Origin of the sequence: Synechococcus sp. 65AY6A5 (genome assembly GCF_002760415.1) — a bacterium.
In the GTDB taxonomy this organism is placed as follows: domain Bacteria; phylum Cyanobacteriota; class Cyanobacteriia; order Thermostichales; family Thermostichaceae; genus Thermostichus.
Genome location: NZ_AXUW01000002.1, coordinates 911 through 23,330 on the forward strand (window position 1 = coordinate 911; position 22,420 = coordinate 23,330).

The 22,420-nt window shown below is 62.1% G+C and carries 15 protein-coding genes and 1 pseudogene; 9 read left to right on the forward strand and 7 right to left on the reverse strand.

All coding sequences use genetic code 11. The features are described from left to right. Positions 1-390: pseudogene (locus SYN65AY6A5_RS11820) on the forward strand (hypothetical protein); the annotation flags it as partial. Between the two features lie 46 nt (positions 391-436). Here the strand turns inward: SYN65AY6A5_RS11820 and SYN65AY6A5_RS11825 are convergent. Both SYN65AY6A5_RS11825 and SYN65AY6A5_RS11830 read right to left on the reverse strand, forming a co-directional pair. Further along, positions 437-661 (reverse strand): DUF2555 domain-containing protein, encoded by a 225-nt coding sequence (locus tag SYN65AY6A5_RS11825; protein WP_083759181.1) that lies wholly within the window; start codon positions 659-661, stop codon positions 437-439. 112 nt (positions 662-773) lie between these two features. Then, positions 774-1,124, reverse strand: a complete 351-nt coding sequence (locus SYN65AY6A5_RS11830; RefSeq protein ID WP_011431494.1) for a hypothetical protein — start codon at positions 1,122-1,124, stop codon at positions 774-776. A gap of 226 nt (positions 1,125-1,350) precedes the next feature. On the opposite strand from SYN65AY6A5_RS11830, the gene gltX reads away from it, so the two are divergent. Both gltX and SYN65AY6A5_RS11840 read left to right on the forward strand, forming a co-directional pair. Beyond that, positions 1,351-2,790: a glutamate--tRNA ligase gene (gene gltX / locus SYN65AY6A5_RS11835; RefSeq protein ID WP_099813302.1), complete on the forward strand. Its 1,440-nt coding sequence runs from the start codon at positions 1,351-1,353 to the stop codon at positions 2,788-2,790. 40 nt (positions 2,791-2,830) lie between these two features. After that, the gene (locus SYN65AY6A5_RS11840; protein ID WP_143596985.1) at positions 2,831-5,968 is read left to right on the forward strand and encodes a GAF domain-containing protein; all 3,138 of its coding nucleotides are present in this window, start codon (positions 2,831-2,833) and stop codon (positions 5,966-5,968) included. A 182-nt stretch (positions 5,969-6,150) separates the two neighbouring features. Here SYN65AY6A5_RS11840 and SYN65AY6A5_RS11845 read toward each other — a convergent pair whose 3' ends face one another. Then, a complete protein-coding gene (locus tag SYN65AY6A5_RS11845) occupies positions 6,151-6,795 on the reverse strand; it encodes a methyltransferase domain-containing protein (RefSeq protein ID WP_099813303.1) in 645 nt (214 codons plus the stop codon). 118 nt (positions 6,796-6,913) lie between these two features. Between SYN65AY6A5_RS11845 and SYN65AY6A5_RS11850 the strand changes: the two genes are divergently transcribed. After that, positions 6,914-7,129: a hypothetical protein gene (locus SYN65AY6A5_RS11850; RefSeq protein ID WP_011431490.1), complete on the forward strand. Its 216-nt coding sequence runs from the start codon at positions 6,914-6,916 to the stop codon at positions 7,127-7,129. Positions 7,130-7,152: 23 nt separating this feature from the next. Here SYN65AY6A5_RS11850 and SYN65AY6A5_RS11855 read toward each other — a convergent pair whose 3' ends face one another. Next, entirely contained in the window at positions 7,153-8,007 is an 855-nt protein-coding gene (locus SYN65AY6A5_RS11855) for an ABC transporter permease (protein WP_011431489.1), read from the reverse strand. A gap of 163 nt (positions 8,008-8,170) precedes the next feature. Further along, positions 8,171-9,184: an ATP-binding cassette domain-containing protein gene (locus tag SYN65AY6A5_RS11860; protein ID WP_099812721.1), complete on the reverse strand. Its 1,014-nt coding sequence runs from the start codon at positions 9,182-9,184 to the stop codon at positions 8,171-8,173. A 345-nt stretch (positions 9,185-9,529) separates the two neighbouring features. Here SYN65AY6A5_RS11860 and SYN65AY6A5_RS11865 point away from each other — a divergent pair, with 345 nt between their 5' ends. From SYN65AY6A5_RS11865 to SYN65AY6A5_RS11885, 5 genes are all read left to right on the forward strand, one after another. Further along, the gene (locus tag SYN65AY6A5_RS11865) at positions 9,530-10,534 is read left to right on the forward strand and encodes a hypothetical protein (RefSeq protein ID WP_240527795.1); all 1,005 of its coding nucleotides are present in this window, start codon (positions 9,530-9,532) and stop codon (positions 10,532-10,534) included. A gap of 288 nt (positions 10,535-10,822) precedes the next feature. Continuing rightward, positions 10,823-15,430, forward strand: a complete 4,608-nt coding sequence (gene gltB, locus SYN65AY6A5_RS11870) for a glutamate synthase large subunit (RefSeq protein ID WP_011431483.1) — start codon at positions 10,823-10,825, stop codon at positions 15,428-15,430. 99 nt (positions 15,431-15,529) lie between these two features. Beyond that, positions 15,530-16,621, forward strand: a complete 1,092-nt coding sequence (gene acsF, locus SYN65AY6A5_RS11875) for a magnesium-protoporphyrin IX monomethyl ester (oxidative) cyclase (RefSeq protein ID WP_011431482.1) — start codon at positions 15,530-15,532, stop codon at positions 16,619-16,621. Positions 16,622-16,667: 46 nt separating this feature from the next. Further along, positions 16,668-18,149 (forward strand): site-2 protease family protein, encoded by a 1,482-nt coding sequence (locus tag SYN65AY6A5_RS11880; RefSeq protein ID WP_099812722.1) that lies wholly within the window; start codon positions 16,668-16,670, stop codon positions 18,147-18,149. A 2-nt stretch (positions 18,150-18,151) separates the two neighbouring features. Further along, complete coding sequence (locus SYN65AY6A5_RS11885; protein ID WP_099884659.1) at positions 18,152-20,107, forward strand: tetratricopeptide repeat protein; 1,956 nt, start codon at positions 18,152-18,154, stop codon at positions 20,105-20,107. Between the two features lie 42 nt (positions 20,108-20,149). Here the strand turns inward: SYN65AY6A5_RS11885 and lgt are convergent, their stop codons facing one another. Then, positions 20,150-21,289, reverse strand: a complete 1,140-nt coding sequence (lgt, locus tag SYN65AY6A5_RS11890) for a prolipoprotein diacylglyceryl transferase (RefSeq protein WP_099812724.1) — start codon at positions 21,287-21,289, stop codon at positions 20,150-20,152. Between the two features lie 217 nt (positions 21,290-21,506). Continuing rightward, positions 21,507-22,199: a response regulator transcription factor gene (locus tag SYN65AY6A5_RS11895; RefSeq protein WP_011431479.1), complete on the reverse strand. Its 693-nt coding sequence runs from the start codon at positions 22,197-22,199 to the stop codon at positions 21,507-21,509. Positions 22,200-22,420 lie beyond the last annotated feature (221 nt).

Consider the following 22,420-nt stretch of genomic DNA (forward strand, 5'->3'; position numbering starts at 1 on the left):
GAAATCGAGCAGCTGCGCCAGGCCATTCGGGAAAGCCACGCCGAGCTGAGCGAGCAAAACGCCGCTCGCAGCCGGGAAATTGAGCAGCTGCGCCAGGCCATTCGGGAAAGCTATGAGCAAAACGTGGCTCAAGCGCAAGGCTTGAGAGACTTACAGGAAGTTGTCCGTGAGACCCGCTCGGACTTAGCACACTTGGCCGAATGGGCCGAGGAAGTAACTCAAGCTCTCATCACTCTCACTGCATTGCAACAAGAGCACGAACGCGCTATCCAGGCCATCAACCAGCGTCAGATCGAGAATGACCAGAGGTTTAACGTTCTCCTCGAAGAAGTGCGCTATCTTATTCGCAGACAGGGGCTAGATGGAAGCTCTTCTCCCCCTTCTGGTTGAGGAGGGGGATCCCTTCTAAGCAAAGCTCAGAGCTACAAGGACAGCTCTAGTCTTCATCCACTTCCCACTCCAACAGATGGGCATAAGGAGCCACCAGCTCGGGAGAGTAAAAGGCAATGGCCCGCAGGGTGTGCCAATCCTCCAGGCAGTCGAACACGTTGGGGTACTCGTTGCGCTCCAGACGCTCCGCAATGGCCGCCACATCGGCTGCAGTGAACTGGCGGGGATCCATGCCCTTGGGGAGGGCTTCTACTTTGGATCGGGCAGACATAGGCAGCCTGAACACGCTACAAGCCGATCTTAGCCTCTCGGCCCGACGCCCCCTGGCCGAAACCACGAATTTGTAGAGGTTCTACACAATGCAGGCTGGGTATCTGCCTTGCCTAGCGGAGGAGCTCGGCGTCCAAAACAGGCTCTGTCTGGGTAACGCGGTAATAGCCAGCCTGGGTGCGGACCGAGGCTTGGTAGGGGCTGGGCAAATCCAGCGAGCGCAAGGGCGGGATGTTGGTGCGCTGGTTCAGCAAAGTGGTGAAGAAGGCGGTGGTTCGCCGGGCCTGGGAGCGCACTACCTCTTCAGGGAAAACCACCGGATCCGCATCTCTGCCCCTATCCAGCAGGATCGCATCCAGGGCATCCCCCACCGGGTAAGAAGGATAGGCAATTTGGGCAAAAACAGCCCCCGCCGGGATCCCGGCGGCTAGACAGCCCAGAACAATCGCCAGGGTTAGACGCATGTGCTGTAGTTCCTCCTACGCTACTGTAGTTCGTTCCTCAACACCGGAAAAAGCAGAAGCTGGGCGTTGCCCACCAACCTTGACCCCCGGGGAGCCTACCTCTTGACCGGCAGCTAAGGCGGATTCTACCCGAAAGACTTCGGTTGACAACGGTTGCAGCCCCCAACATGACACGGGATCCCCCTGCCGACTAGGATCGGGATGCACTGTTTGAGAACCGTTGCCTGTGAGTGTTCGCGTTCGCCTTGCCCCTAGCCCAACTGGCAACTTGCACATCGGCACCGCCCGGACGGCGGTGTTTAACTGGCTCTACGCTCGCCGCCACGGTGGCCAGTTCATTTTGCGCATCGAAGACACCGACCGCGAGCGCTCTTCCCCCCGCTACACCCGCAACATCTTAGCAGGGCTAGCCTGGCTGGGACTGGATTGGGATGAGGGGCCCATCTACCAGTCCAACCGCATCGCGCGCTACCAAGCGGTGGTGCAGCAGCTTTTGGACCAGGGGCTGGCTTACCGCTGCTATGTCAGCGAGGTGGAGCTAGAAGCAATGCGCGCTGCGCAGAAGGCCGCCGGCAAGGCTCCCCGCTACGATAACCGCCACCGCTTTCTCACTGAGGAGCAGCGACGGGCCTATGAAGCCGAGGGTCGGCAGCCGGTGATCCGTTTCAAGATCGAGGAGCCCCTGGAGGTGTCGTGGGTGGATCTTATCCGCGGCCCCATTACCTGGAACACCCAGGATTTGGGGGGAGACATGGTGATCGCGCGGGCGGATGGCTACCCTCTCTACAACCTGGCAGTGGTGGTGGACGACATCGACATGGGCATCACCCATGTCATCCGTGGCGAAGACCATATCGGCAACACGCCTAAGCAGATCTTGCTCTACCGCGCTCTGGGTCATGAACCGCCGCAGTTTGCCCATTCTCCCCTGATCCTGAATCCAGAAGGGAAGAAGCTCTCCAAGCGGGATGGGGCGACCTCGGTGGCGGAGTTTCAGCAGATGGGCTTCTTGCCGGAAGCTCTCAAGAATTACTTGGCTTTGCTCAGTTGGTCGCCTCCCGATGGGGAAGAGATCTTCTCGTTGGAAAAGGCGGCTACGATGTTTGACTTCGACCGGGTCAACCGGGCTGCCGCTCGTTTTGATTGGGACAAGCTCAACTGGATCAACAGCCAGTACATCAAGCAGCTCTCCCCGGCAGAATTGGTGGAGCGGCTGACACCCTTTTGGCAGGCGGCGGGGTTTGACCTGGGATCCGTGCCGGATCCCACTTGGCTGGAAGAGGTGGCCTGCCTAATCGCCGAGGGCATCGACCGCCTGACGGAGGCTCCTCCCCTGAGCCGCTTTTTGTTTCAAGAGCCCCTCAGCTACTCGTTGCCGGCTCTGGAACAGTTGCGCCTGCCGGGGGTGGCGGAAGCGATGGCCGCCATGGCCACCACGTTGGCTGCTGCTGAGTTGCCCCAGCCAGTTTCCGCGGACAGCCTAAAACCGCTGGTGGAAGAGGTGGCCAAAAGCCAGGGGATGAAAAAGGGCCTGCTGCTGAAAAGCTTGCGGGCCGCCCTGACAGGGGATCTGCAGGGGCCGGATTTGATGGCCTCTTTTGCGCTGTTGCAGCGGCGGGGCTGGGCTTTGGGGCGGCTGGAGGCGGTGCAGAAGGTGGTTGCCTGAGTTCAGGCTGTTGGAGTTGACTTTTCTATTGCTTGCTGCTATGCCTTTGCAGGCTTTTGTCGATCCGGATTCCACTTTCTTGATCCAGCTTCAGGCTGCCAACCAAATCGTTCAGGAACTGGTGCTGCTCTCTTCGCAAGAGGCTTCAGAAGCGGCGGAGCCGGAGGTGTGGGAGCAAGGCCTGCTCAAGTTGGCTCAAACCCTAGTGCACCAGATGGTGAGCCGCCTGGGCGTGGCCTCCGCTCGCCTCTGGTTTTTCGACCCGCAAGAGGGTTGCTTTCGGTCGGTGGCCCATGCTGGCCTGCTCAGCCCTGCCCACGCCCAAATTGAGCGAATCTACCCCGATGACAGCCCTATGGGGCGTGTGGTCCAGCAAGGGTTGCCCCTCTTGAGCAACAACCCGGATCAAGAGGTCTGGATGCCTGCCCCGGAGTGGGTGAGGGCCAATGGCCTGCGGGGCTTTGTCGCCTACCCAATTAACCGCGGGGAGGAGCGGCTGGGCGCTTTGGCTCTGCTGAGCCGGACACCCTTGGAGGCCAGCTTTGTAGAAGTAGTGAAGTTTCTTTGTTCCTATACGGCCAGCGCCATTATCAATGCCAAGCTGCTGGAGCGCAGCCGCCGACAGGCGGTGCGGGAGGCGTTGCTCAACCGCATCACCAGCACTGTCCACCGCTTTCTGCAGTGGGATCAAATCGTCAGCACTGCCCTGAAGGAGCTGCAGCACGCCTTTCTCTCGAAAGGGGTGAAGGGGCTGAGCCGCTGTTGTTTTTACAGTATCAACCCGGATCAGGAGACGGTTCAGGTCACCCACGAGGCCCTAAGCCCTGGGCTGGCCCCGTCCCTGGGGCAGGTGTACCGGATCCAAGACTTTGGCTCGCTGTGCGAGCGGTTGCAGGAGGGGCAGGTGGTGCAAATAGCCCTGCATATGCAGCCGGCTCAGGAACATCTGTTGCCGCCGCAGGGACTGGCCGCTTTCCAGGCGCTACAGGCTCGCTCGGCGGTGCTGATCCCGTTGCAAGCGGTGGGCTCAGCAGGAGCCGGGCTGGGGGAAGCCGGCGGCAGGGATCCGCAGACGGGCCGATCCGACTTGGCTGCTGCGCCAGGGGGGATGATCGGGCTGCTGGGGGTATACCTAACTACACCCCACCCCTGGCAGCCGGAGGAGATTGACCTGTTGCGCTCGGTGGCCTACCAACTGGCGATTGCCCTAACTCGTTCCAGCCTGTTTGAGCGGGCCCATCGGCAGGCGGAACGGCTGGCGCTGTTGCACTCGATCACAGCGGCAATTCGCTCCAGCCTGGAGCCCACCACTCTCTTCCACGCGATTACCCAGCAGATTGGTGCGGCTTTTCAGGCGGATGTGTGTATCTTGGCCCTTTGGCAGCCGGAACAGGAGATGCTGCATCCTGTGGGCATCTATGCGCCGGAGCTCACCCCTGCCGTGCGCGTGAGCGGGACGGAGCCCTTGCTGGATGCCCCGCTGACGGGATCCCTCCAGAAGCCCTGGCCGGAGCCGGGGATCCCGCCGGAATTGTCGGAAACGGTTCAGGCCAAGTTGCGCTTGGCAGCCAGCCTGCTGACCACCTTGAAGGAGCCGGTGGTGGTGCCGGATGACTTGAAGCCGCAGCGGCAGGGAAGCGGGCTGTTGTGGGTGCCTTTGTTTGCCTCTGACCAGCCGCAGCGACAACAGGAAGTGTTGGGGGGTATTGCCCTGCTGCGCTACCCTCACGGCGGATCCCCCTGGCAGCCGGAGGATCTGGAGTTGGCGGAAGCCGTGGCCGAGCAGGCGGGGATCGCCCTCCAACAGGCGCAACTTTACGAGCAAACCCGCATCTCGGCCCAGCGGGAAAGCTTGTTGCGCCAGGTCGCCCAGCGCCTCAGCGGCACCTATGATCCCCACCAAGTGGTAGAGATTGCCCTCGAGGGCATGGCGGAAGTTTTGCAGGTCGATCGCTGTACTTTTGTGGCGCCGCGGAGCGGCTATGGGCCGAGCGCCCAACAGCCTGCAGCGGCTCCAGAACCCCTCGCCATTCTTCAGGAATACCGCCGTCAGCCGGGGATCCCTTCCCAGGTGGGGCAGACGTTGACCCCTGAGCTGAGCCAGCTCATTTGGGTAAGTTGCTACACCCATCTGGACACGCTGCTGATCCCCGATGTCCAAACCTTTCCGCTGCCCCTTCCCACCCGCCAGACGCTGTTGCAGAAGGGCATCCGCTCCCTACTGTGTGTACCTCTGGTTACCGATGCCAACCAGATTGCGGGTGTGCTCTGCGCCTCCATTCCGCCCCTGGCGACGGCAGGCCGGAAGCCTCCAACTGCCGATACTGCCCCCGAAGCCGCCGGATTTGCCCCTGCAGATAGGGACTTGGTGGAAGCGCTGGCGGACATTGCGGCAGTGGCGCTGCAGCGGGCCTCCTTCTACGAGCAGGTTCGCCGTCAAGAGGCGACGGCAGCAGCCTTGCAAGGGCTGACCGAGGGGCGAGAGGCGGAAAGTCGTCGCCTGGCCGCCGATCTGCACGATCAGACCCTAGCGGATCTGGGAGCTCTGTCTCGTCAGATTCAGGAGCTCGCCGGCGATCCGACCCTCAGCCCTGCCGGCCAGGCTCAGCTACGCGTCATGAGCGTCCAACTGCAGGAGACCATGGCCGAGTTGCGGGGGATCGTCGAGGATCTGCAGCCGCTGGCCATGCGGGCTTTTAACCTGGGCCCGGCTCTGCGCAGCCTTCTGGAACGGGCGGCCCAGCGTTCTCCTCACCCGCTTCTCACCCGCTTCGACAACCGCGCCGATGGCCTGCTCTCCCGTCTCAGCCCTGCCTGCCAAAGCAACATCTTTCGGATCGTGCAGGAGGCGCTGAACAACATCGTCAAACACGCAGGGGCACGGCGCATCGACATCACCATTCAGCCCAAGGTTCAAGCCGGTAGCGGCGCAGAGGAGCCTTCTGTCAATCCCGAAGCCCCTTACACCCACCTGGAGCTGAAGATCATCGACGATGGCCGTGGCATGCCGGAGTTCAACGGTGGGATCGATCCCGATCAGAAACCTGGCCACGGCCATGGATTGCTCAACATGCGCTACCGAGCCGAGCTAATCGGGGCAACCATCACCTGGCGCAACCGCCGCTTGGGTAGCGGCACAGTGGTGGAGCTGCAGATCCCTTTGCCCCCCCCTTCCTAAGCTTGCCCGGAGAACCCCCGCAGAACCTCCTCGGGATGGCAGTTTGCCTCAGGGATCCAGTCTCGTCGCCTTTGCCCCCGTCGTTCGGCAGGGAGCAACCCGCCCCTCAAGGCCGGGGAACCGCAGCGGCATGCCGGTTGGAGTCCAGAAATGCAAGGGCGCCACGCGCAAGATGGATGGCCTCATGCCTCGGTTCGCCGACCGACCACAGCGTAAAAGGGATCCCCGCCGGCCAAAAGGGCAAGCCAACCCAGGGGAGCAGGCCGCTGGATCACCTCGACGATCTCGAATCCCGGCACCGACTCAAAATAGCGCTTGACCAGCTCCACCCGCTCTGCTTCCGAGCCATCCCGCCAGGCCTGGATGGCCTTCTGGAAAAACATGCGATTGGAGAAGCTGACAATGAAAAGGCCCTGGGGCTTGAGGATGCGATGCACCTCGGCAAACACCTGCTCCGGCTGCTGCAGGTATTGCACCGAAACCGCGTTCAGCGCTGCATCAAAAGTGCAGTCCGGGAAGGGCAGAAGCGGGTTTTGGTTGAGGTTCTGGACGAAGAAATGGTCAAGCCGGGGGTTGGCGGCCAGTTCCTGAGCATTCATCCCATGCCCTTCCACATGGGCAAAGTTCATCTCCGGCGGCAGGTGGGAAACCCAACTGCTCATTAGATCGAGAATGCGGCTCTGAGGCCGCAAATACTCGCGGTAGAGATCGGTGAGCTGGCCGATGAAGCCGGCATCCACATGGGTTACGAAGCGGGGATAGTCGTAAAAGAGGGCATCGTCGCTGGGATCCAACTTGGAGCGCTGCCAATCTTCAAGAACCGCCATGGCCAAAATCTGTTGCAAAGCTTAATCAAAGCTAACATTCTGGAACTCCCTCGAGGGGAGCAGGCGTGATAGCGTAGCAGGGCGACGGTGGCCATTTTCCGAGGGACTTCTTGCCGTGATGTCTGCCTCTTACGCTTCCGCTACAGCTCGCTCCTCTTCTGCCGCTGGCTTTGACCTGCGCGACTATGTAACCGAACTGCAGCTCCACATGGCCCTGCAGGCCCGCAGCCTCACCCCTCCTCTACATCTCTCGCCAGCAAAGGACAGCCCTCTGGCCCTGGTGCAGCAAGCGCAGGCAGAGCTAGAGAAGTCCGTCTCCCGCCAGTGGCTTTGAGGGGCACAGCCTGGGCAAAATGCTCAGGCCAAACTCTTGCGCAGCACCCCCTGCACCAGCAGCACTGACACCACCACAAACCCTGTCAAGAGCCCCAGGGATCCCGCCAGGGTGAGTTCGCCCCAGGGGGCCTGCAGCACCACATCGGCAAAGCTCCAGGTGCTGCTGCGATAGACGTGGCGAATCGGCTCGATGGCAAAGGTGAGCGGGTTGAGGCTGGCCACCCAGCGAAGCCAGGTGGGCATAAAGCTGAGGGGAGCCAAAGCGGTGCTGGAAAAGATCAGCGGCAGATTCACCAAAAAGATAAAGGCCAGCAACTGCTGGTGCCCCGGCATGGCAAAGGCCAGGCCCAAGCTCAGGGCGGTGAAACCCAAGACCAACAGGCCCACGATCAACGCCACCACCGCCAAGCCCGGCCCGTCCGGGATCCCGCCGCCGAGGACGTAGTCTGCCCCCACGATCACCGCCGTCTGCAGCAGCGCCAAGCTGACGATGAACAGGCTAGAGGCCAGCACAATGGAAAAGCGAGAGGTGAGGGGAGCCACCAGCAATCGGTTTAAAAATCCGAACTCCCGGTCGAAAATCACCGGCACACCGGCGTTCAAGGCCCCGCCAAAGGCCGTAAACACGATCACGCCTGCCCCCAAAAACTGGGTGTAGTTTTGTCCGGCCCCGAAAATGCCGGCAGGGGCATTCTGGAACAAGGCCCCGAACAAAATCAGCCAGAGCAGCGGCTGGATGATGCCGACCAGCAGGGTGGCGGGGCGACGCTGCAATTGGATAAACAAGCGGCGGGCGAGGGCAAAGGTCTCCTGCCAAAAGTCGGCTGTAAATAGAGGAATCGGGTTGGATTGGATGGGGGAAGCGGCAGAGGTCATACCAAGGCTCCTGCAATGTTGCGATCAATAATCATCAATGCAATCTTCAATCGATCAATCAATATCAATGGAACTTTGTACATATCAGCTTGTAATCAGTATGGCTCAATTGGGGAGTTAGGGATCGACGTGGGGAACCGTTGCATTGCTCTTGAAAATGAAGTTACTTTTTCTTTTTGCCCAGGTTGGCTTCGGCGGCAGCCAGCTCCGCATCCAGGAGGGTTTGCCCGGTTGCCGCCAAATACACGTCATCCAAGCTGGGGCGAGATTGGCTGCTGCTAAACACCTCCAGCCCATGGGCCTCGAGGTGGGCGCGGATCTGGCTGAGGGGATCCTCCCCGTTGCGCTGCACCACCAGGTTGAGGGCGTTGCCCTGGGCGCTGTTGATCACCACTTTTTGGACAAAGGGCAGGGATCCCAGCAGTTCGGCCCCCCGTTGGGCCAGTTCTGGCGGCGCAAACTCCTGCAGCTTGACGGTGATGCGCTCGCCGCCGACGCGGGCTTTTAGCTCTTCTGGGGTGCCTTCGGCAATCACCTTGCCGCGGTCGATGATGGCCACCCGGTCGGCCAATAGGTCGATCTCCTCCAGGTAATGGCTGCTGAGCACCACTGTAACGCCGGTGTTCTTGAGCTGGCGCAGGAAGTCCCAGATGGCCTGCCGGCTGGGAACGTCTAGGCCCACCGTGGGCTCGTCCAAAACCAACACCTGGGGCTGGTGCAGCAGTCCTGCCGCCAGATCGAGGCGTTTGCGCAAGCCGCCGGAGTAGGTGCCGATGCGTTGGTCGGCCCGGTCGGCCAGCCCCAGTAATTCGAGGACGGTGGCAATCCGCTCTTGGGCCAAGGGCCGCGGCAGGTGGTAGAGATCGGCCTGCAACTGCAACAATTCTCGCCCCGTCAGCACCTTATCCAAAGCCACCTCCTGGGCAACAAAGCCCAGCTTTTCGCGTACTGCCTTGGGATTTTCGTTGACGGGGATCCCGCACACCTCGATCCGGCCTGCGTCGGGGCGCAGCAGGGTGCACAGGCAGTGCAGGGTGGTGGTTTTGCCGGCGCCGTTGGGGCCGAGAATGCCGTAGATCTGGCCGGGCTCTACTTGGAAGGAGACATCGGCCACGGCCACTGTGGAGCCGTAGCGCTTCTGGAGTTGTTCTACCAAGACTGCAGGGGTATCTGACATGGGCATCCACCTTTCGCTCCCTCTAAGCTATCAAGCCGGCTCAGGAGAAAGGAGTAGCGATTCCCTCAATTCCTCCCTCCCTATCGCCGACTCATGGCTCCCAACCCCATAGGGATGGTGGGATCCAAACCGAAGCTCAGGATATAGTGGTTCAGGCGACGCTGGGGGGCTGCAGGTGGATTTTCGCCGATTTCCCGCTCAGCCCGGTCGCCAATCTCTGTTGTGGGGAGAAGATGAATGGTGAAGCCAAAGCTTGCCTGCCGGCCTGCGCATCCCACCTGTGCGGGCCCGACTTCCCCTGTTCAATCTCTTATCCCAAATCTCGTCAAACCTAGACTGGGATCTTTGGCAGCTGGGGCGATCTTGGCGCTCGGCCTGGTCGGCTGTGGCGAGGCGACAACGCCGCTTAGCCCGCTGGAAAATGCCTTTCTGCGGGCCGACGACTTTGAAATTACAGGGGGATCCCCGACAGCGGGCGCGGTGGGGCCCTACTTGCAGTTCAACGTGCGGCGGCAGCGGGACAACCAGATCTTGAATCGCCCCTTCAACGTCTATGTGGAGAATGCGGGGCTGGCGGAAGGGCGACCTCCTCTAGTCGATACCCAAAACCGTCCCATCCTGCTCCAGCGCTCAGTGGCCTTTTTGGGCAATGGCCTGGATCTAAACAGGGATGGCCAGCCGGATCCACCTCCCCAGGATCCCCCCAGCCTTGACAGCGGCCCCTTGCTGCCCTACGCGCCCCCCAACAACTGGCAAAGCCGGGCCGTCCTCGCCTACGTCCCCGGCCAGGCCAACATCCCTGGACGTGGCCCCAGTGACCGCTTCGGCTTCTACTTTTCTTCCATCCTGCCCTACAGGGGGCAGCTTCGCTTTCGCATCCGCGACGAGCTGGGCAACGCCTCTGCCCGCACCTTTGAGATCACCTATCCCCCAGCGCCCAGCCGGGCCACCGTCACCGTCACCTTGGCCAACGTCAGCGCCAGCGCCCAAGAGCCGGTGCTCATCGCCATCTGCAACCAGTTGGGGGCTGCTGCCGTGGTGGGCCTGCGGAGCGGCACCTTTACCGAGCTGGTGGATCTTTTGCCGGCCCCCAGCTTGCCGGTGGATCCCAATTTGAGCGAGCCCATCCGCTACGTGGCCGAGGCCTATCAGTTCAACCGCCAGCAAGCTGTCATCCGCGTCTCCCAGAATCCTGCGGATCCCAGCCGCATGAGCGTCCCCCTCTTGGGATCCGAGGGCGCAACCGGCAGGGCAGATTTAACCCTGGTGAGCTCCACCGATGACCGGCTCACCTGCTTCAACGACCGGCTCTCCGATCTGCGAAATACATTTTCCGACTTCTTCAGATAACAGTTAATGGCAGTTCTCCACATGGCCGGTTGGCGGCAAGCGAAGCCAGCGCCAGCTGAGGCATACCCTCTGGTTGTCCCAGATCGTCCAAAGTCTGCCGAAGAAGCTGGCAGAAAAACTGGAAAAATCTGTTCGTAGCGAGCCTTTTTTGGCTTTCTTCGCTTATCCGATTGTCCTATCGGCAAAATCCAGCTTGACTTGGGGCTGACCCCTTTTCCTGCCGGATTGGATTGCGATATGCTAGTTTCCCAACTCTAAAGCGTGATTCATTCCAAGCCGTTTTTCCCCATGAATCCCCATCGCTCCCAGGTCTCGGTTCCCATCCTGCAGGAAAGCTGGCACTTTCAAGAGCGGGATGCCTGTGGCGTTGGGTTTTTGGTGGATCGCCAGGGGAGAGCCAGCCACGAGCTGCTGCAAAAAACCCTCCAAGCTCTCGCCTGCATGGAGCACCGCGGCGGCTGCGGCGGCGACAACCAAAGCGGCGATGGGGCCGGCATTGCCACAGCCATTCCCTGGCAACTGCTGCAGGCAGAGAGGGACGAGATCCGGGCTTGGGATCCCGGCCGCAGCGCGGTGGGCATGGTGTTTTTGCCTCAGGCTCCCGCCGAGTGCCAGGCGGTACGCCAGCTTATCGACGACTACTTGGCCACCAGCGAGTGGGGGCGGCCCCTCTGGCGCCAGGTGCCGGTCAATCCGGAGTGCCTGGGGCCGATGGCGCGGCAAACCCTGCCTTCTATCTGGCAGATGCTTCTCACCCATCCCAGGCTGGCGGGAGATGAGCTGGAGCGGCAGCTCTATCTGCTGCGGCGGCGTCTGCGGCGGCAGGTGGAAAGCCGGTTTGGCTTTTATTCCATCTATTTTGCTTCTCTCTCCTGCCGGCTGATTGTCTACAAAGGCATGGTGCAATCGGCGGTGCTGGGCCAGTTTTACCGCGATCTGCACAACCCCCTCTACACCACCGCCTACGCCACCTATCACCGCCGCTTCAGCACCAACACCTTGCCCCGCTGGTCGCTGGCCCAGCCCTTCCGCTACCTCTGCCACAACGGCGAGATCAACACGTATCTCGGCAACGTCAACTGGATGGCTGCCCGCGAGCCCACCCTGGCCCATCCCCTCTGGGGCGAGGCCATCGAGGAGCTCAAACCCGTCATCGATCCCGGCAGCAGCGACTCAGCGGGCCTGGACGCGGTCTTTGAGCTCTTGATCGCGTCGGGCTACTCCAGCCAGCAGGCGATGATGGCGCTGATCCCGGAGGCCTACCGCCACCAGCCGGAGCTGCAAGATCGCCCGGAAGTGGTGGACTTCTACGAGTTCTTCGCCGGCCTGCAGGAAGCGTGGGACGGGCCGGCTATGGTGGTCTTCTGCGACGGCAAAACCATTGGCGCCACCCTGGATCGCAACGGCTTGCGCCCGGCCCGCTATGCCCTCAGCCGCGATGGGTTGCTGGTGGTGGCTTCAGAGGCCGGGGTGGTTCCGCTGCCGGAAGCCGAGATCCTAGAAAAGGGGCGGCTGGGGCCAGGGCAGATGCTGACGGTGGATCTGCAAAGTGGCCAGCTTTACAAAAACTGGGAGATCAAAACCCAGGTGGCAGCTCAGCACCCCTATGGGGAGTGGTTAAGGGCTCACCGCGTTCAGCTGGCTAGCCAAGACTTTGAGAACGCCCCGCAGCTTACCGAAGAGCAGCTGCTCCAACTGCAAACTGCCTGCGGCTACTCCTCGGAAGATGTGGAGATGATCATCGAGGAAATGGCCGCCACAGGCAAAGAGCCGGTTTTCAGCATGGGGGACGACGCGCCGCTGGCAGTGCTCTCCACCCAGCCCCACCCCCTTTACGACTACTTCAAGCAGCGCTTTGCCCAGGTAACCAACCCGGCTATTGATCCCCTGCGGGAGAGCCTGGTGATGTCTTTGGAGGTGTACCTGGGATCCAAAGGCAACCTGCTGGAGATTCGCCCAGAGCATGCCCGTCTGCTGCACTTGCGCAGCCCGGTGCTCAACGAGGCGGAGCTGGCCGCCCTGCAGCAGACGCCTTTTCCCTGCCGCACGCTGCCGATCCTCTACCCGGTGGCCGCTGGGCCAGCAGGGCTGGCCGCCCAGGTGCAAGCCCTCTGTCAAGAGGCGGCGCAAGCGGTGCGGGAGGGAGCAGAGATCTTAATCCTCTCGGATCGCGGCCTGAGCGCCGAGCAGGCCTTGATCCCGCCTCTGCTGGCCGTGGGGGCCATCCACCATCACCTCATCCAGGAGGGGCTGCGCCTGCGCGCTTCCCTGGTGGTGGAGACAGCCCAGTGCTGGAGTACCCACCACTTTGCCTGTCTAATTGGCTACGGGGCCAGCGCCGTCTGTCCCTACCTGGCCTATGAGGCGGTGCGCCAGTGGTGGCACAAGCCCAAGACGCAAACCCAAATGGCCGCCGGCAAGCTGCCCCAGCTCTCTCTGGCCGAAGCTCAACTGAAGTACCGGGCAGCTATCGAGGCGGGCTTGCTCAAGATCCTCTCCAAGATGGGCATTTCCCTCCTCTCCAGCTACCACGGGGCCCAGATCTTCGAGGCCATCGGCCTCAGCCAAGAGGTGATCGATCTGGCCTTCCGCGGCACGGTGTCGCGGGTGGGGGGGATGACGCTGGCGGATCTGGCCCGCGAGGGCATGGCCAATCACCAGCGAGCCTTCCCCCAGCTCACCTCGAAAAAGCTGGAGAACTTTGGCTTCATCCAAGCGCGGCCCAAGGGGGAATACCACATCAACAGCCCGGAGATGGCCAAGCTGCTCCACAAGGCCATTGCCTCAGGCCAGCCCGACCACTACGAGATCTACCGGACCTATCTGCGGGGCCGCACCCCCACAGCCTTGCGGGATCTGCTGGACTTTCGCAGCGACCGGGATCCCATTCCCCTGGAGGAGGTGGAGCCGGCCACCGAGATCTTCAAGCGCTTTGCCACGGGGGGAATGTCGCTGGGGGCCCTCAGCCGCGAGGCCCACGAGACCCTGGCCATTGCCATGAACCGCATCGGCGGCAAGTCCAACTCCGGCGAAGGCGGGGAAGATCCGGAGCGCTACATCCCCATCACCGATGTAACACCCGAGGGGACCTCGGCGCGCTTTCCTCACCTTAAGGGCCTGCGCATGGGGGACAACGCCAGCTCGGCGGTGAAGCAGGTGGCTTCGGGCCGCTTTGGCGTGACGCCGGAGTACCTGCTCAACGCGCGGCAAATCGAGATCAAAATTGCCCAGGGGGCCAAGCCGGGCGAAGGCGGACAACTGCCCGGCAAAAAGGTCAGCCCCTACATCGCCAAGCTGCGCCGCTCCAAGCCGGGGGTGACCCTGATCTCGCCGCCGCCCCACCACGACATCTACTCGATTGAGGATCTGGCGCAGTTGATCTTCGATTTGCACCAGGTTAACCCGCAGGCGCAGGTGTCGGTGAAGCTGGTGGCGGAGGTGGGCATCGGCACCGTGGCGGCGGGAGTGGCCAAGGCCAATGCCGACATCATCCAGATCTCCGGCCACGAGGGGGGCACAGGGGCCTCTCCCCTGAGCTCCATCAAACATGCGGGGGCACCCTGGGAGCTGGGCCTGGTGGAGGTGCATCATGCTCTCTTGGAAAACGGCCTGCGGCAGCGGGTAATTCTGCGGGTGGACGGCGGCATTCGCACCGGCTGGGAAGTGGTGATGGCGGCCATGCTGGGGGCAGAGGAGTTCGGCTTCGGGACAGTAGCCATGATTGCCGAGGGGTGCATCATGGCGCGGGTGTGCCACACCAACAACTGCCCGGTGGGGGTGACCAGCCAAAAGGAAGAGCTGCGCAAGCGCTTCCCTGGCACTCCGGACCAGGTGGTGACCTTCTTCGCCTTTGTGGCCGAGGAAGTGCGCCAGATCCTGGCCCGGCTGGGCTACCGCTCCCTGGAGGAGGTAATTGGGCGGGTGGATCTGCTCTGCCCCCGCGCCGATGTGGCTTTGGCGAAAACCCAGTCCTTGAATTTGGAGTGTCTGCTGCGAACTCCGCCGGGCTTTGATCCCCACAAGCGCCCAGAGTGGCTGGAGCACGAGCCGGTGCACTCCAATGGCCCGGTGCTGGATGACGCCATCTTGGCCCGGCCCGAGGTGCAAAAGGCCATCGAGACCTGCGGCGCGGCCATGCTGGAGCTGCCCATCGCCAACACCGACCGCTGCGTGGGCGGGCGCATTGCCGGCACCCTGGCTCGGCTGTATGGGGATACCGGCTTTGTCCGACAAGGGGGGCTGTTGGATCTGCGCTTTGTGGGCACAGCCGGCCAGAGCTTTGGGGCCTTTACCCTGGCGGGCATGCGCCTGACCCTGACGGGAGAAGCCAACGACTACGTGGGCAAGAGCATGTGCGGCGGTGAAATTGTCATTCTGGCTCCCCCAGAAGCCCCGCGGGATCCGGCGGAAAATGTAATCCTGGGCAACACCTGTCTGTACGGGGCCACGGGCGGATCCCTGTTTGCCAACGGCCAGGCGGGGGAGCGCTTTGCCGTGCGCAACTCCGGCGCCCAGGCGGTGATCGAGGGATCCGGCGACCACTGCTGCGAGTACATGACCGGCGGTGTGGTGGTGGTGCTGGGGCGGGTGGGCCGCAACCTGGGGGCGGGCATGACCGGCGGCCTGGCCTACGTGCTCGATGAAGAGGGCAACTTCCCCGCCAAGGTCAACGGCGAGATCGTGCGCATCCAGCGGATACAGACGGCGGCGGCGGAAGCGCAACTGAAGGGCCTGATCCAAGAGCACTACCGCCGCACCCATTCCCCCAAAGCCGAGCGCATCCTGCAGAACTGGGAGCGCTACCTGCCTCTGTTTTGGCAGGTGATCCCTCCTTCGGAGGAGGGGAGTGAGCTGACGGATCCGGCGCGATCCCAGCCGGCGGCGGTGCAGTCGTAGGGGGTTGTGGGGCCTGTCGGTAACACTTCTTATCCCCCCCCCGGCCACAAGGGCTGGTAAACTGCGAGAGTATACTGGCCTTTTCATCCTGTAACCCCTATGAGTTCCACTTTGCGAGCTGCCCAAACCCAGGCGCGAGTGCCCACCGAGACCATCCTGACGCCGCGCTTCTACACTACCGACTTCGAGGCCATCGGCAAGATGGGGTTAGGCGATCGAGAGGCCGACTTCCGGGCCATCTTGGAGGAGTTTCGCGCCGACTACAACCGCCACCACTTCGTCCGCGGCGAGGAGTTCAACCAAGATTGGGAAAGCCGGCTCGATCCGGAGGCGCGGCGGCTGTTTGTGGAGTTTTTGGAGCGCTCCTGCACGGCGGAGTTCTCCGGCTTCCTCCTCTACAAGGAGCTATCCCGCAGGCTGAAGGAGACCAACCCGGTCTTGGCTGAGTGCTTTGCCCTGATGAGCCGCGATGAAGCTCGCCATGCCGGCTTCCTCAACCGCGCCATGGGCGATTTCAACATGGCCTTTGACTTGGGCTTTTTGACCAAGCACAAGTCCTACACTTACTTTGCGCCCCGCTTTATCTTCTACGCCACCTATCTCTCCGAAAAGATCGGCTACTGGCGCTACATTCTCATCTACCGCCACCTGGAGGCTCACCCCGAAAACCGCGTTTACCCAATCTTCAACTTCTTCAAGAACTGGTGCCAGGACGAGAACCGCCACGGCGATTTCTTTGCCCTCATGCTCCTGAGCCAGCCGCGGCTGCTCGAGGGGTGGGTGGCGGAGCTGTGGTGTCGCTTCTTCCTGCTGTCGGTGTTTGCCACCATGTACCTCAACGACGTGGGCGAGCGCCCAGGTTTCTACCGCCTCCTGGGCCTGGATCCGCACACCTACGACATGGAGGTGATCTACAAGACCAACCGCGAGGCGGCCAAGGTCTTCCCGGTGGTGCTGGATGTGGAGAACCCCGAGTTTGTGCGCCGGCTGCAGAAGTGCGTGGCCAACAACGCCAAGTTGAGGGAGATTGCCCGCGGAGCTGGGCCCTTCAAGAGCCTGCGCAAGCTGCCTCTTTACCTCAACAACGCCTACCAGTTCCTGCGGCTGTTCCTGCTCAAACCGCGCAAAGCTGGCTTTTACTTGTGGGAGCAGCCGGAGCCTCGGTTTGAAGGAACGGCTGTTTCCGCTTGAGCCGTTTTGACTCCAGCTCCCTATTGGTAAGCCTCGTGGGTTAGCCATGAACATCGCCGCCGAGATTACGCCCCTCTTTTTGTTGGGAACGCTGGCGTTTTTGGGTTGGGGCTTCTGGCGAGCCCGCCGGCGGGGATCCCTGGCCGTCTGGGTGTGGTTACAGGGATCCCTGCTCCTTTTGCCGTGGGTGGTCTTTCTGGGGCTGCTGTTGCTGGGGATCTACCTCAACTTCGCCGGCTTCCTGCTGCTGTTGCTGGTGTTCACGGGGCTCTACATTGCCGTGGGGCGCAAAACCCGTCAGTTGGCCCAGCAGGAGCTGCAGGCGCGGCGGCAGCAGTTGGCCCAGATGGAGGAGCGGCAGGAAATCCCCTCGGAAGGGGCTGGGGAGACGCCTGCCGAGCAGCCTTTGGTCTTGCGGGGCATCTCTGCGGAAGATTTGCAGGCCATTCAGTCCATCTTCAGCCTGGACACCTTTTTTGTGACTGAGACCATCCCCTATGGGGAGGGGGCGATCTTCAAGGGCAACCTACGGCGGGAGGCGGAGGGGGTGGTGCCGCTGCTGCAGGAAAGGCTAAGGGAGCGGCTGGGCAGCCGCTACCAACTGTTTTTGGTGGAAGATGCCTCAGAAAAGCCGGCGGTGGTGGTCTTGCCAGATGAGATTGTTAACTACCGCACCTCGAGGGGAGCCCAGATTCTGGCAGCAGGCCTAATGCTGGCTAGCTTTCTGGCCACTTTGGAGGTGGGGGCCAACCTGTTCGGCTTCCGGCTGTTGGAGGCGCCGGGGCGTTGGGTGGAGGCCCTGCCGGTGGCGGCCGGGATCTTCGCCATCTTGCTGGTGCACGAGACCGGACACCGCTGGATGGCGGGCAAGTACGGGGTGCGCCTCAGCCCTGCCTTTGTTATCCCCAGCTTGGGCATTGGCACGCTGGGATCCCTAAACCGCATCCAGTCGCCGGTGCCCAACCGCAAGGCCCTGTTCGACATCGCCTTTGCCGGCCCGGCGGCGGGCGGCCTCCTTTCCTTGGTGGTGCTGCTGGTCGGCCTAAGGCTGTCTGGCTCCGGGGGGCTGTACGTGCCCACGGAGATCTTTCGCAGCTCCATCCTGGTGGGCACGCTGGCGCGGCTGGTGCTGGGATCCCAGTTGCAGGCGGAGCTGGTGCCCATTCACCCCTTCGTGGCGGTGGGCTGGATTGGCCTGGCCATCACCGCCTTGAGCTTGCTGCCGGCGGGGCAGTTGGACGGGGGTCGCATTGTGCAGGCGGTGTACGGGCGGAAGACGGCGGCCCGCGCCACGGTGATTACCCTGATTGCCCTGGCGGTGGCGGCCATCAGCAACGTCTTGGCCCTCTACTGGGCGCTGCTGATTCTCTTTATTGCCCGCGAGCCGGAGCGTCCCCCGCAGGATGAGATTACCGAGACCGACGGCCAACGGGATGCCTTGGCGTTGCTGGCCCTCTTTTTGATGGTGATGACCCTGCTGCCGATTGCCCCGGCCTTGGCAGGCTTTTTGAATTTTCCCAACGGCTAAAGATGTCGCCGCCGGGAAAGGGCTTTGGCCCCAGCCGAGAGAACCAGGAACAGCACCTGCAGCGCCTGCTGGTTCAGGCTGTCCACCATCACCAGGCGGGGCAACTGCCGGAGGCCATCTCCCTCTACCAACAGGTGTTGCAAGCCCAGCCCGCCCACCCGGAGGCGCTGCACCTCTTGGGGATCTGCCGGCAGCAGCAGGGATCCCTGGAAGAAGCCATTGCCCTGATGCAGCAGGCCTTGGCCCAGCAGCCGTGGTTTCCCGACGCCCACTACAATCTGGCAATTGTCCTCAAGCAGGTAGGCTGCCTGGAGGAGGCAAAAGCTCACCTCCAACAGGCTCTGGAGCAGGGGGGGCCGGATCCGGAAGTTCTGTACCAGTTGGGGCTGGTGCTGCGGCAACAGGGGGAGTTGGAGGCGGCCCTGGTACCCCTGAAGCAGGCTCTGGAGTTGCAGCCGGACTTTGCCGATGCCGCCTACACGCTGGCCATCCTGCTGCGCGATTGTGGCCGGGAGGCGGAAGCAGCGGAGCTGTTCTACCGCCTCTGGCAGGCCGATCCCGCCGATTTGGCCGCGGCCCTGGGCTGGTGCGTCAGCCAGTTGCCTTTGCTCTACGACACCCCTGAGCAAATTGCAAGCGCCCGCCAGCGCTACCGCCAAGCGCTGGAACAGGTCAAGGCCCGCTGGGCCCAACTGCCGCGGGATCCCGCTGCTTTAGAGCGCGCTGCCGCCGGCGTCGGCTCCGTCCAACCCTTCTTTCTGCCCTACCAGGGCCAGAACGACCGCGAGCTGCAGCACCTGTACGGATCCCTGGTGGGGGAGGTGATGGCGGCCCGCTACCCCCAGCCCCCTGTTGTCCTGCGGCGAGGTCCTGGCCGGCTGCGGGTGGGCATCGTCTCCGGCCTGTTCCGGGATCATTCGGTGTGGAAGATCTTGACCGGCGGCTGGGTAGAAGCTCTGGATCGCTCCCAAGTGGCCCTCTACGGCTTCCACACCTCGGCCGTCCAAGACGAGATCACGCGCTCCCTGCCCCCTCGTTTTGAGCAGTTTGTGGCCGGATCCCGCAGCCTGGCGGAGTGGCAGGCAACCCTTCGGGAGGCGCAACTGGACGTGCTCCTCTACCCGGAGGTGGGCATCGACCCGGTCTGTGCCCAGTTGGCCGCCCTGCGTTTGGCCCCTGTGCAGGCCATGGCCTGGGGACATCCGCAAACCTCTGGCCTGCCAACAATGGATGTTTTCCTCAGCAGCGAGCTGATGGAGCCGCCGGACGGGGCCGGCCACTACACCGAGCAGCTCCTGCCCCTGCCCGGCATCGGCACCTACTACATCCCTCTGGACATTGACCCCGCCCCTGTGGACTGGCTAGCCTGGGGGGTGGATACCGACAGGGTGCTCTACCTCTGCGCCCAATCTCTGTTCAAGTACTTGCCGCAGTACGACGAGGTGTTCCCCCGCATTGCTCGGGAAGTGGGGCGGTGTCAATTCCTGTTTTTGCGAGGCCGCCTCTCCCAAGGGATCCGCCAGCGCTTTTGGCAACGGCTGCAGCGGGCCTTTCAAGCCTACGGCCTGGCCGCTGAAGACCATGTGCTGCTGTTGCCGGAGCTCTCGCCTGCCCAATATGCCGCCTACAACGCCCTGGGGGATGTTTACCTGGATAGCATCGGCTGGTCCGGCGGCAACACCACCCTGGAAGCCCTGCCCCATGGCCTGCCCATCGTCACGCTGCCGGGATCCCTGATGCGGGGCCGCCACACCTACGCCATCCTGCGGCAGATGGGGATCTACGAGACCATCGCCTCTAGCCTAGAGGAGTACATCCAGATTGCCGTGCGGCTGGGCCTGGATGACCGCTGGCGTGAGGAAATAGGGCAGCGGGTAAAAGCCCGCCAAGAGCGCCTCTACCGGGATCCCGCTCCCATCCGCGCCCTAGAAGCGTGGCTGCAAAGTCTGAAGACCTGAAGGTTAGTTTGGGTGGCCTAGTCCGGCCCGATAGCTCTGGCGCTAACTTGGCTGGGGAAGCCCTTCTCCAGCGGGATCCCGACCTTCCAAGCGGCAGAACAATTGCCGCATCAGCAGCTCCCGTTGGCCCAAAGAGAGATGGGGGGCAAGGGCGCTGGGAAAGTGGGGCATGGCCAGGGTGACGCGATCCAGCAAGTCAGCGCGGCGGTGCTTTTGCTGGATGGCCCAGGCCCGCTGCACCAGCTCAGCAGCCGTCTCCTGTTCTAGCCCTGCCTGTTGGGCCAGCCAAGCTGTCAACTGCTCCAAATCGGGGTCGAAGCGCAGCCGGTACATATAGACCAGCATGCCGATCCCCAGCACCAGGCCTACGGCGCTGGCCACGTAGGCGGCCTTGATGGAAGTTCCCGGCAGATAGGCCACCGCCGAGACGCGCAAAATTTCGTAAGGGATGCGGATCAAGCTATAGCCGACCACATAGGTCCAGACCCAGGTGCCATCTTTGAGCTTGGGGAAGCGCCAGAACATCCCCATCAAGAGAGCAAACAGAAGCAGGTTGAGCAGGCTTTCGTAGAAAAAGATGGGGTGGAAAAACTCAAACTGGCTGTAGTCAGGCTCGCGGGCTTGAGGGGGGATATATACCCGCAAGGGCCAACTGCTGTCTGGGGGAATGGGGGCTCCATAGGCCTCAGAGTTGAAAAAATTGCCCCAGCGCCCAATGGCCTGGCCCAAGATTAGCCCCGGCATGATCACATCGGCGTACTTCCAGCCGTTGATCCCGGTGGCGCGGCAGTAAAGGTAGAGGGCAAGTGCACCAGCCAAGATCCCACCGTGGATGATGATGCCTCCCCGCCAGATGGCAAAGGCCAGGAGGGGGTTGTCTTGGAACTCTGACCAGTGGGTGAGGACGTAGTAGAGGCGGGCGCCCAGAAATCCCGATACCACTAGCCACAGGGCCAGGATCTCGACCCGTTCGCTGGCCTCGCCTGGCTCCTTCTCCAGGTGGCGGGCCTCCGCCAAGGCTTTGGTCAAGAGCAGCCCCAGCAACACGGCAATGGCCATCAGCAGGCCGTACCAGCGCAGCCCCAGCCCACCTACGAGAGGGGTTTCGGGGGGAAAGCGGAAGACAAATTCTCCCGGTGAGCTGAAGGTAAGGCCCAGCAGCCCTGCACTCCCTAGATTCATCGACAACACCCTCTGCACCCCAAAATCCCCCCATTCATTTCCAGCAGTCGGCTTCCATCAACCTCACCTGCTAGCAGGACGAAATCCTCTCCGGGTTCTTTTCTCCAGTTTTGAGCAGCCGTTCCCGCGCCTCGATAGGGATCCATTCTCCCCAATCTTGCCGCAGCAGCGATCCCCCCAGGCTGCCCAGGCCATTCTTCTGGGGGATGTCGGCCTCCTATTCGCGCAACACGTAGCCTACCCCGCGCACCGTCTGGATCAGGCGCTTCTCCCCTGGGCCTTCGATCTTAAGACGCAAGTAGCGAATATAGACCTCGATGATGTTGGAATCGCCTGTAAAGTCATAGCCCCACACATGCTCCAAAATTTGTTGGCGTGTGAGCACCTGGCGGGGGTGTTCCATCAGGTAGCGCAACAAGTCGTATTCCTTGGCCGTCAGCTCCACCTGTCGCTCTCCCCGGCTTGCCTGGCGTGTCACCGGATCCAGCGTCAGATCCATAAACACCAACCGGCTGTCGCCAGATCCCTTGGGGGGCTGCAGATAGATCCGTATCCGCGCCAGCAACTCCTGAAGGCTAAAGGGTTTGACCACATAGTCATCTGCCCCAGCATCCAGACCTGCCACCCGATCTGCCACCTCGTCGCTGGCAGTCATCAGCACCACGGGCACGCGGTTGCCCGTCAAGCGCAACTGCCGACAAACTTCCAACCCCGAGATCCCGGGCAACATCCAGTCCAGCAGCACCAAATCGGGGTTCTGGTCGCGGGCTGCCGCCAAGGCCACCGTGCCATCGCCGACCACACTCACCCGATATCCCCTATAGGCCAGCTCGGTTTCCAGGAAACGGGCCAGTTTGGCCTCATCTTCGATCACCAGAATGTGGGCTGAGGAGGATTCCGGTTCTGGCATATTCTCTCCTCAAAAGAAAAGGCAGGAAACTTGCTCACTGCTCACCAGCATACCCTAGCCGTGGGAACTGGCGGTACTAATCAATCCATCCTGCTTCCGAAGTTGGTTTGCTAGGTGTTGCTACTGTGCCCTTTAATTCTTTAACAGGCCGTACCTGAGTTCCTATAAGGGTTTTGGCCTGTCTAAATGACTAAAGATACTCCCCTACTTAGACCTGGAAA

Excerpts from the sequence above, each read along its gene's own strand:
- SYN65AY6A5_RS11825 (WP_083759181.1), bottom strand. The coding sequence starts at position 661 with ATGTCTGCCCGATCCAAAGTAGAAGCCCTCCCCAAGGGCATGGATCCC.
- SYN65AY6A5_RS11830 (WP_011431494.1), bottom strand. The coding sequence starts at position 1,124 with ATGCGTCTAACCCTGGCGATTGTTCTGGGCTGTCTAGCCGCCGGGATC.
- SYN65AY6A5_RS11840 (WP_143596985.1), top strand. The coding sequence starts at position 2,831 with ATGCCTTTGCAGGCTTTTGTCGATCCGGATTCCACTTTCTTGATCCAG.
- SYN65AY6A5_RS11845 (WP_099813303.1), bottom strand. The coding sequence starts at position 6,795 with ATGGCGGTTCTTGAAGATTGGCAGCGCTCCAAGTTGGATCCCAGCGAC.
- SYN65AY6A5_RS11850 (WP_011431490.1), top strand. The coding sequence starts at position 6,914 with ATGTCTGCCTCTTACGCTTCCGCTACAGCTCGCTCCTCTTCTGCCGCT.
- SYN65AY6A5_RS11855 (WP_011431489.1), bottom strand. The coding sequence starts at position 8,007 with ATGACCTCTGCCGCTTCCCCCATCCAATCCAACCCGATTCCTCTATTT.
- SYN65AY6A5_RS11860 (WP_099812721.1), bottom strand. The coding sequence starts at position 9,184 with ATGTCAGATACCCCTGCAGTCTTGGTAGAACAACTCCAGAAGCGCTAC.
- gltB (WP_011431483.1), top strand. The coding sequence starts at position 10,823 with ATGAATCCCCATCGCTCCCAGGTCTCGGTTCCCATCCTGCAGGAAAGC.
- acsF (WP_011431482.1), top strand. The coding sequence starts at position 15,530 with ATGAGTTCCACTTTGCGAGCTGCCCAAACCCAGGCGCGAGTGCCCACC.
- SYN65AY6A5_RS11880 (WP_099812722.1), top strand. The coding sequence starts at position 16,668 with ATGAACATCGCCGCCGAGATTACGCCCCTCTTTTTGTTGGGAACGCTG.
- SYN65AY6A5_RS11885 (WP_099884659.1), top strand. The coding sequence starts at position 18,152 with ATGTCGCCGCCGGGAAAGGGCTTTGGCCCCAGCCGAGAGAACCAGGAA.
- lgt (WP_099812724.1), bottom strand. The coding sequence starts at position 21,289 with ATGAATCTAGGGAGTGCAGGGCTGCTGGGCCTTACCTTCAGCTCACCG.
- SYN65AY6A5_RS11895 (WP_011431479.1), bottom strand. The coding sequence starts at position 22,199 with ATGCCAGAACCGGAATCCTCCTCAGCCCACATTCTGGTGATCGAAGAT.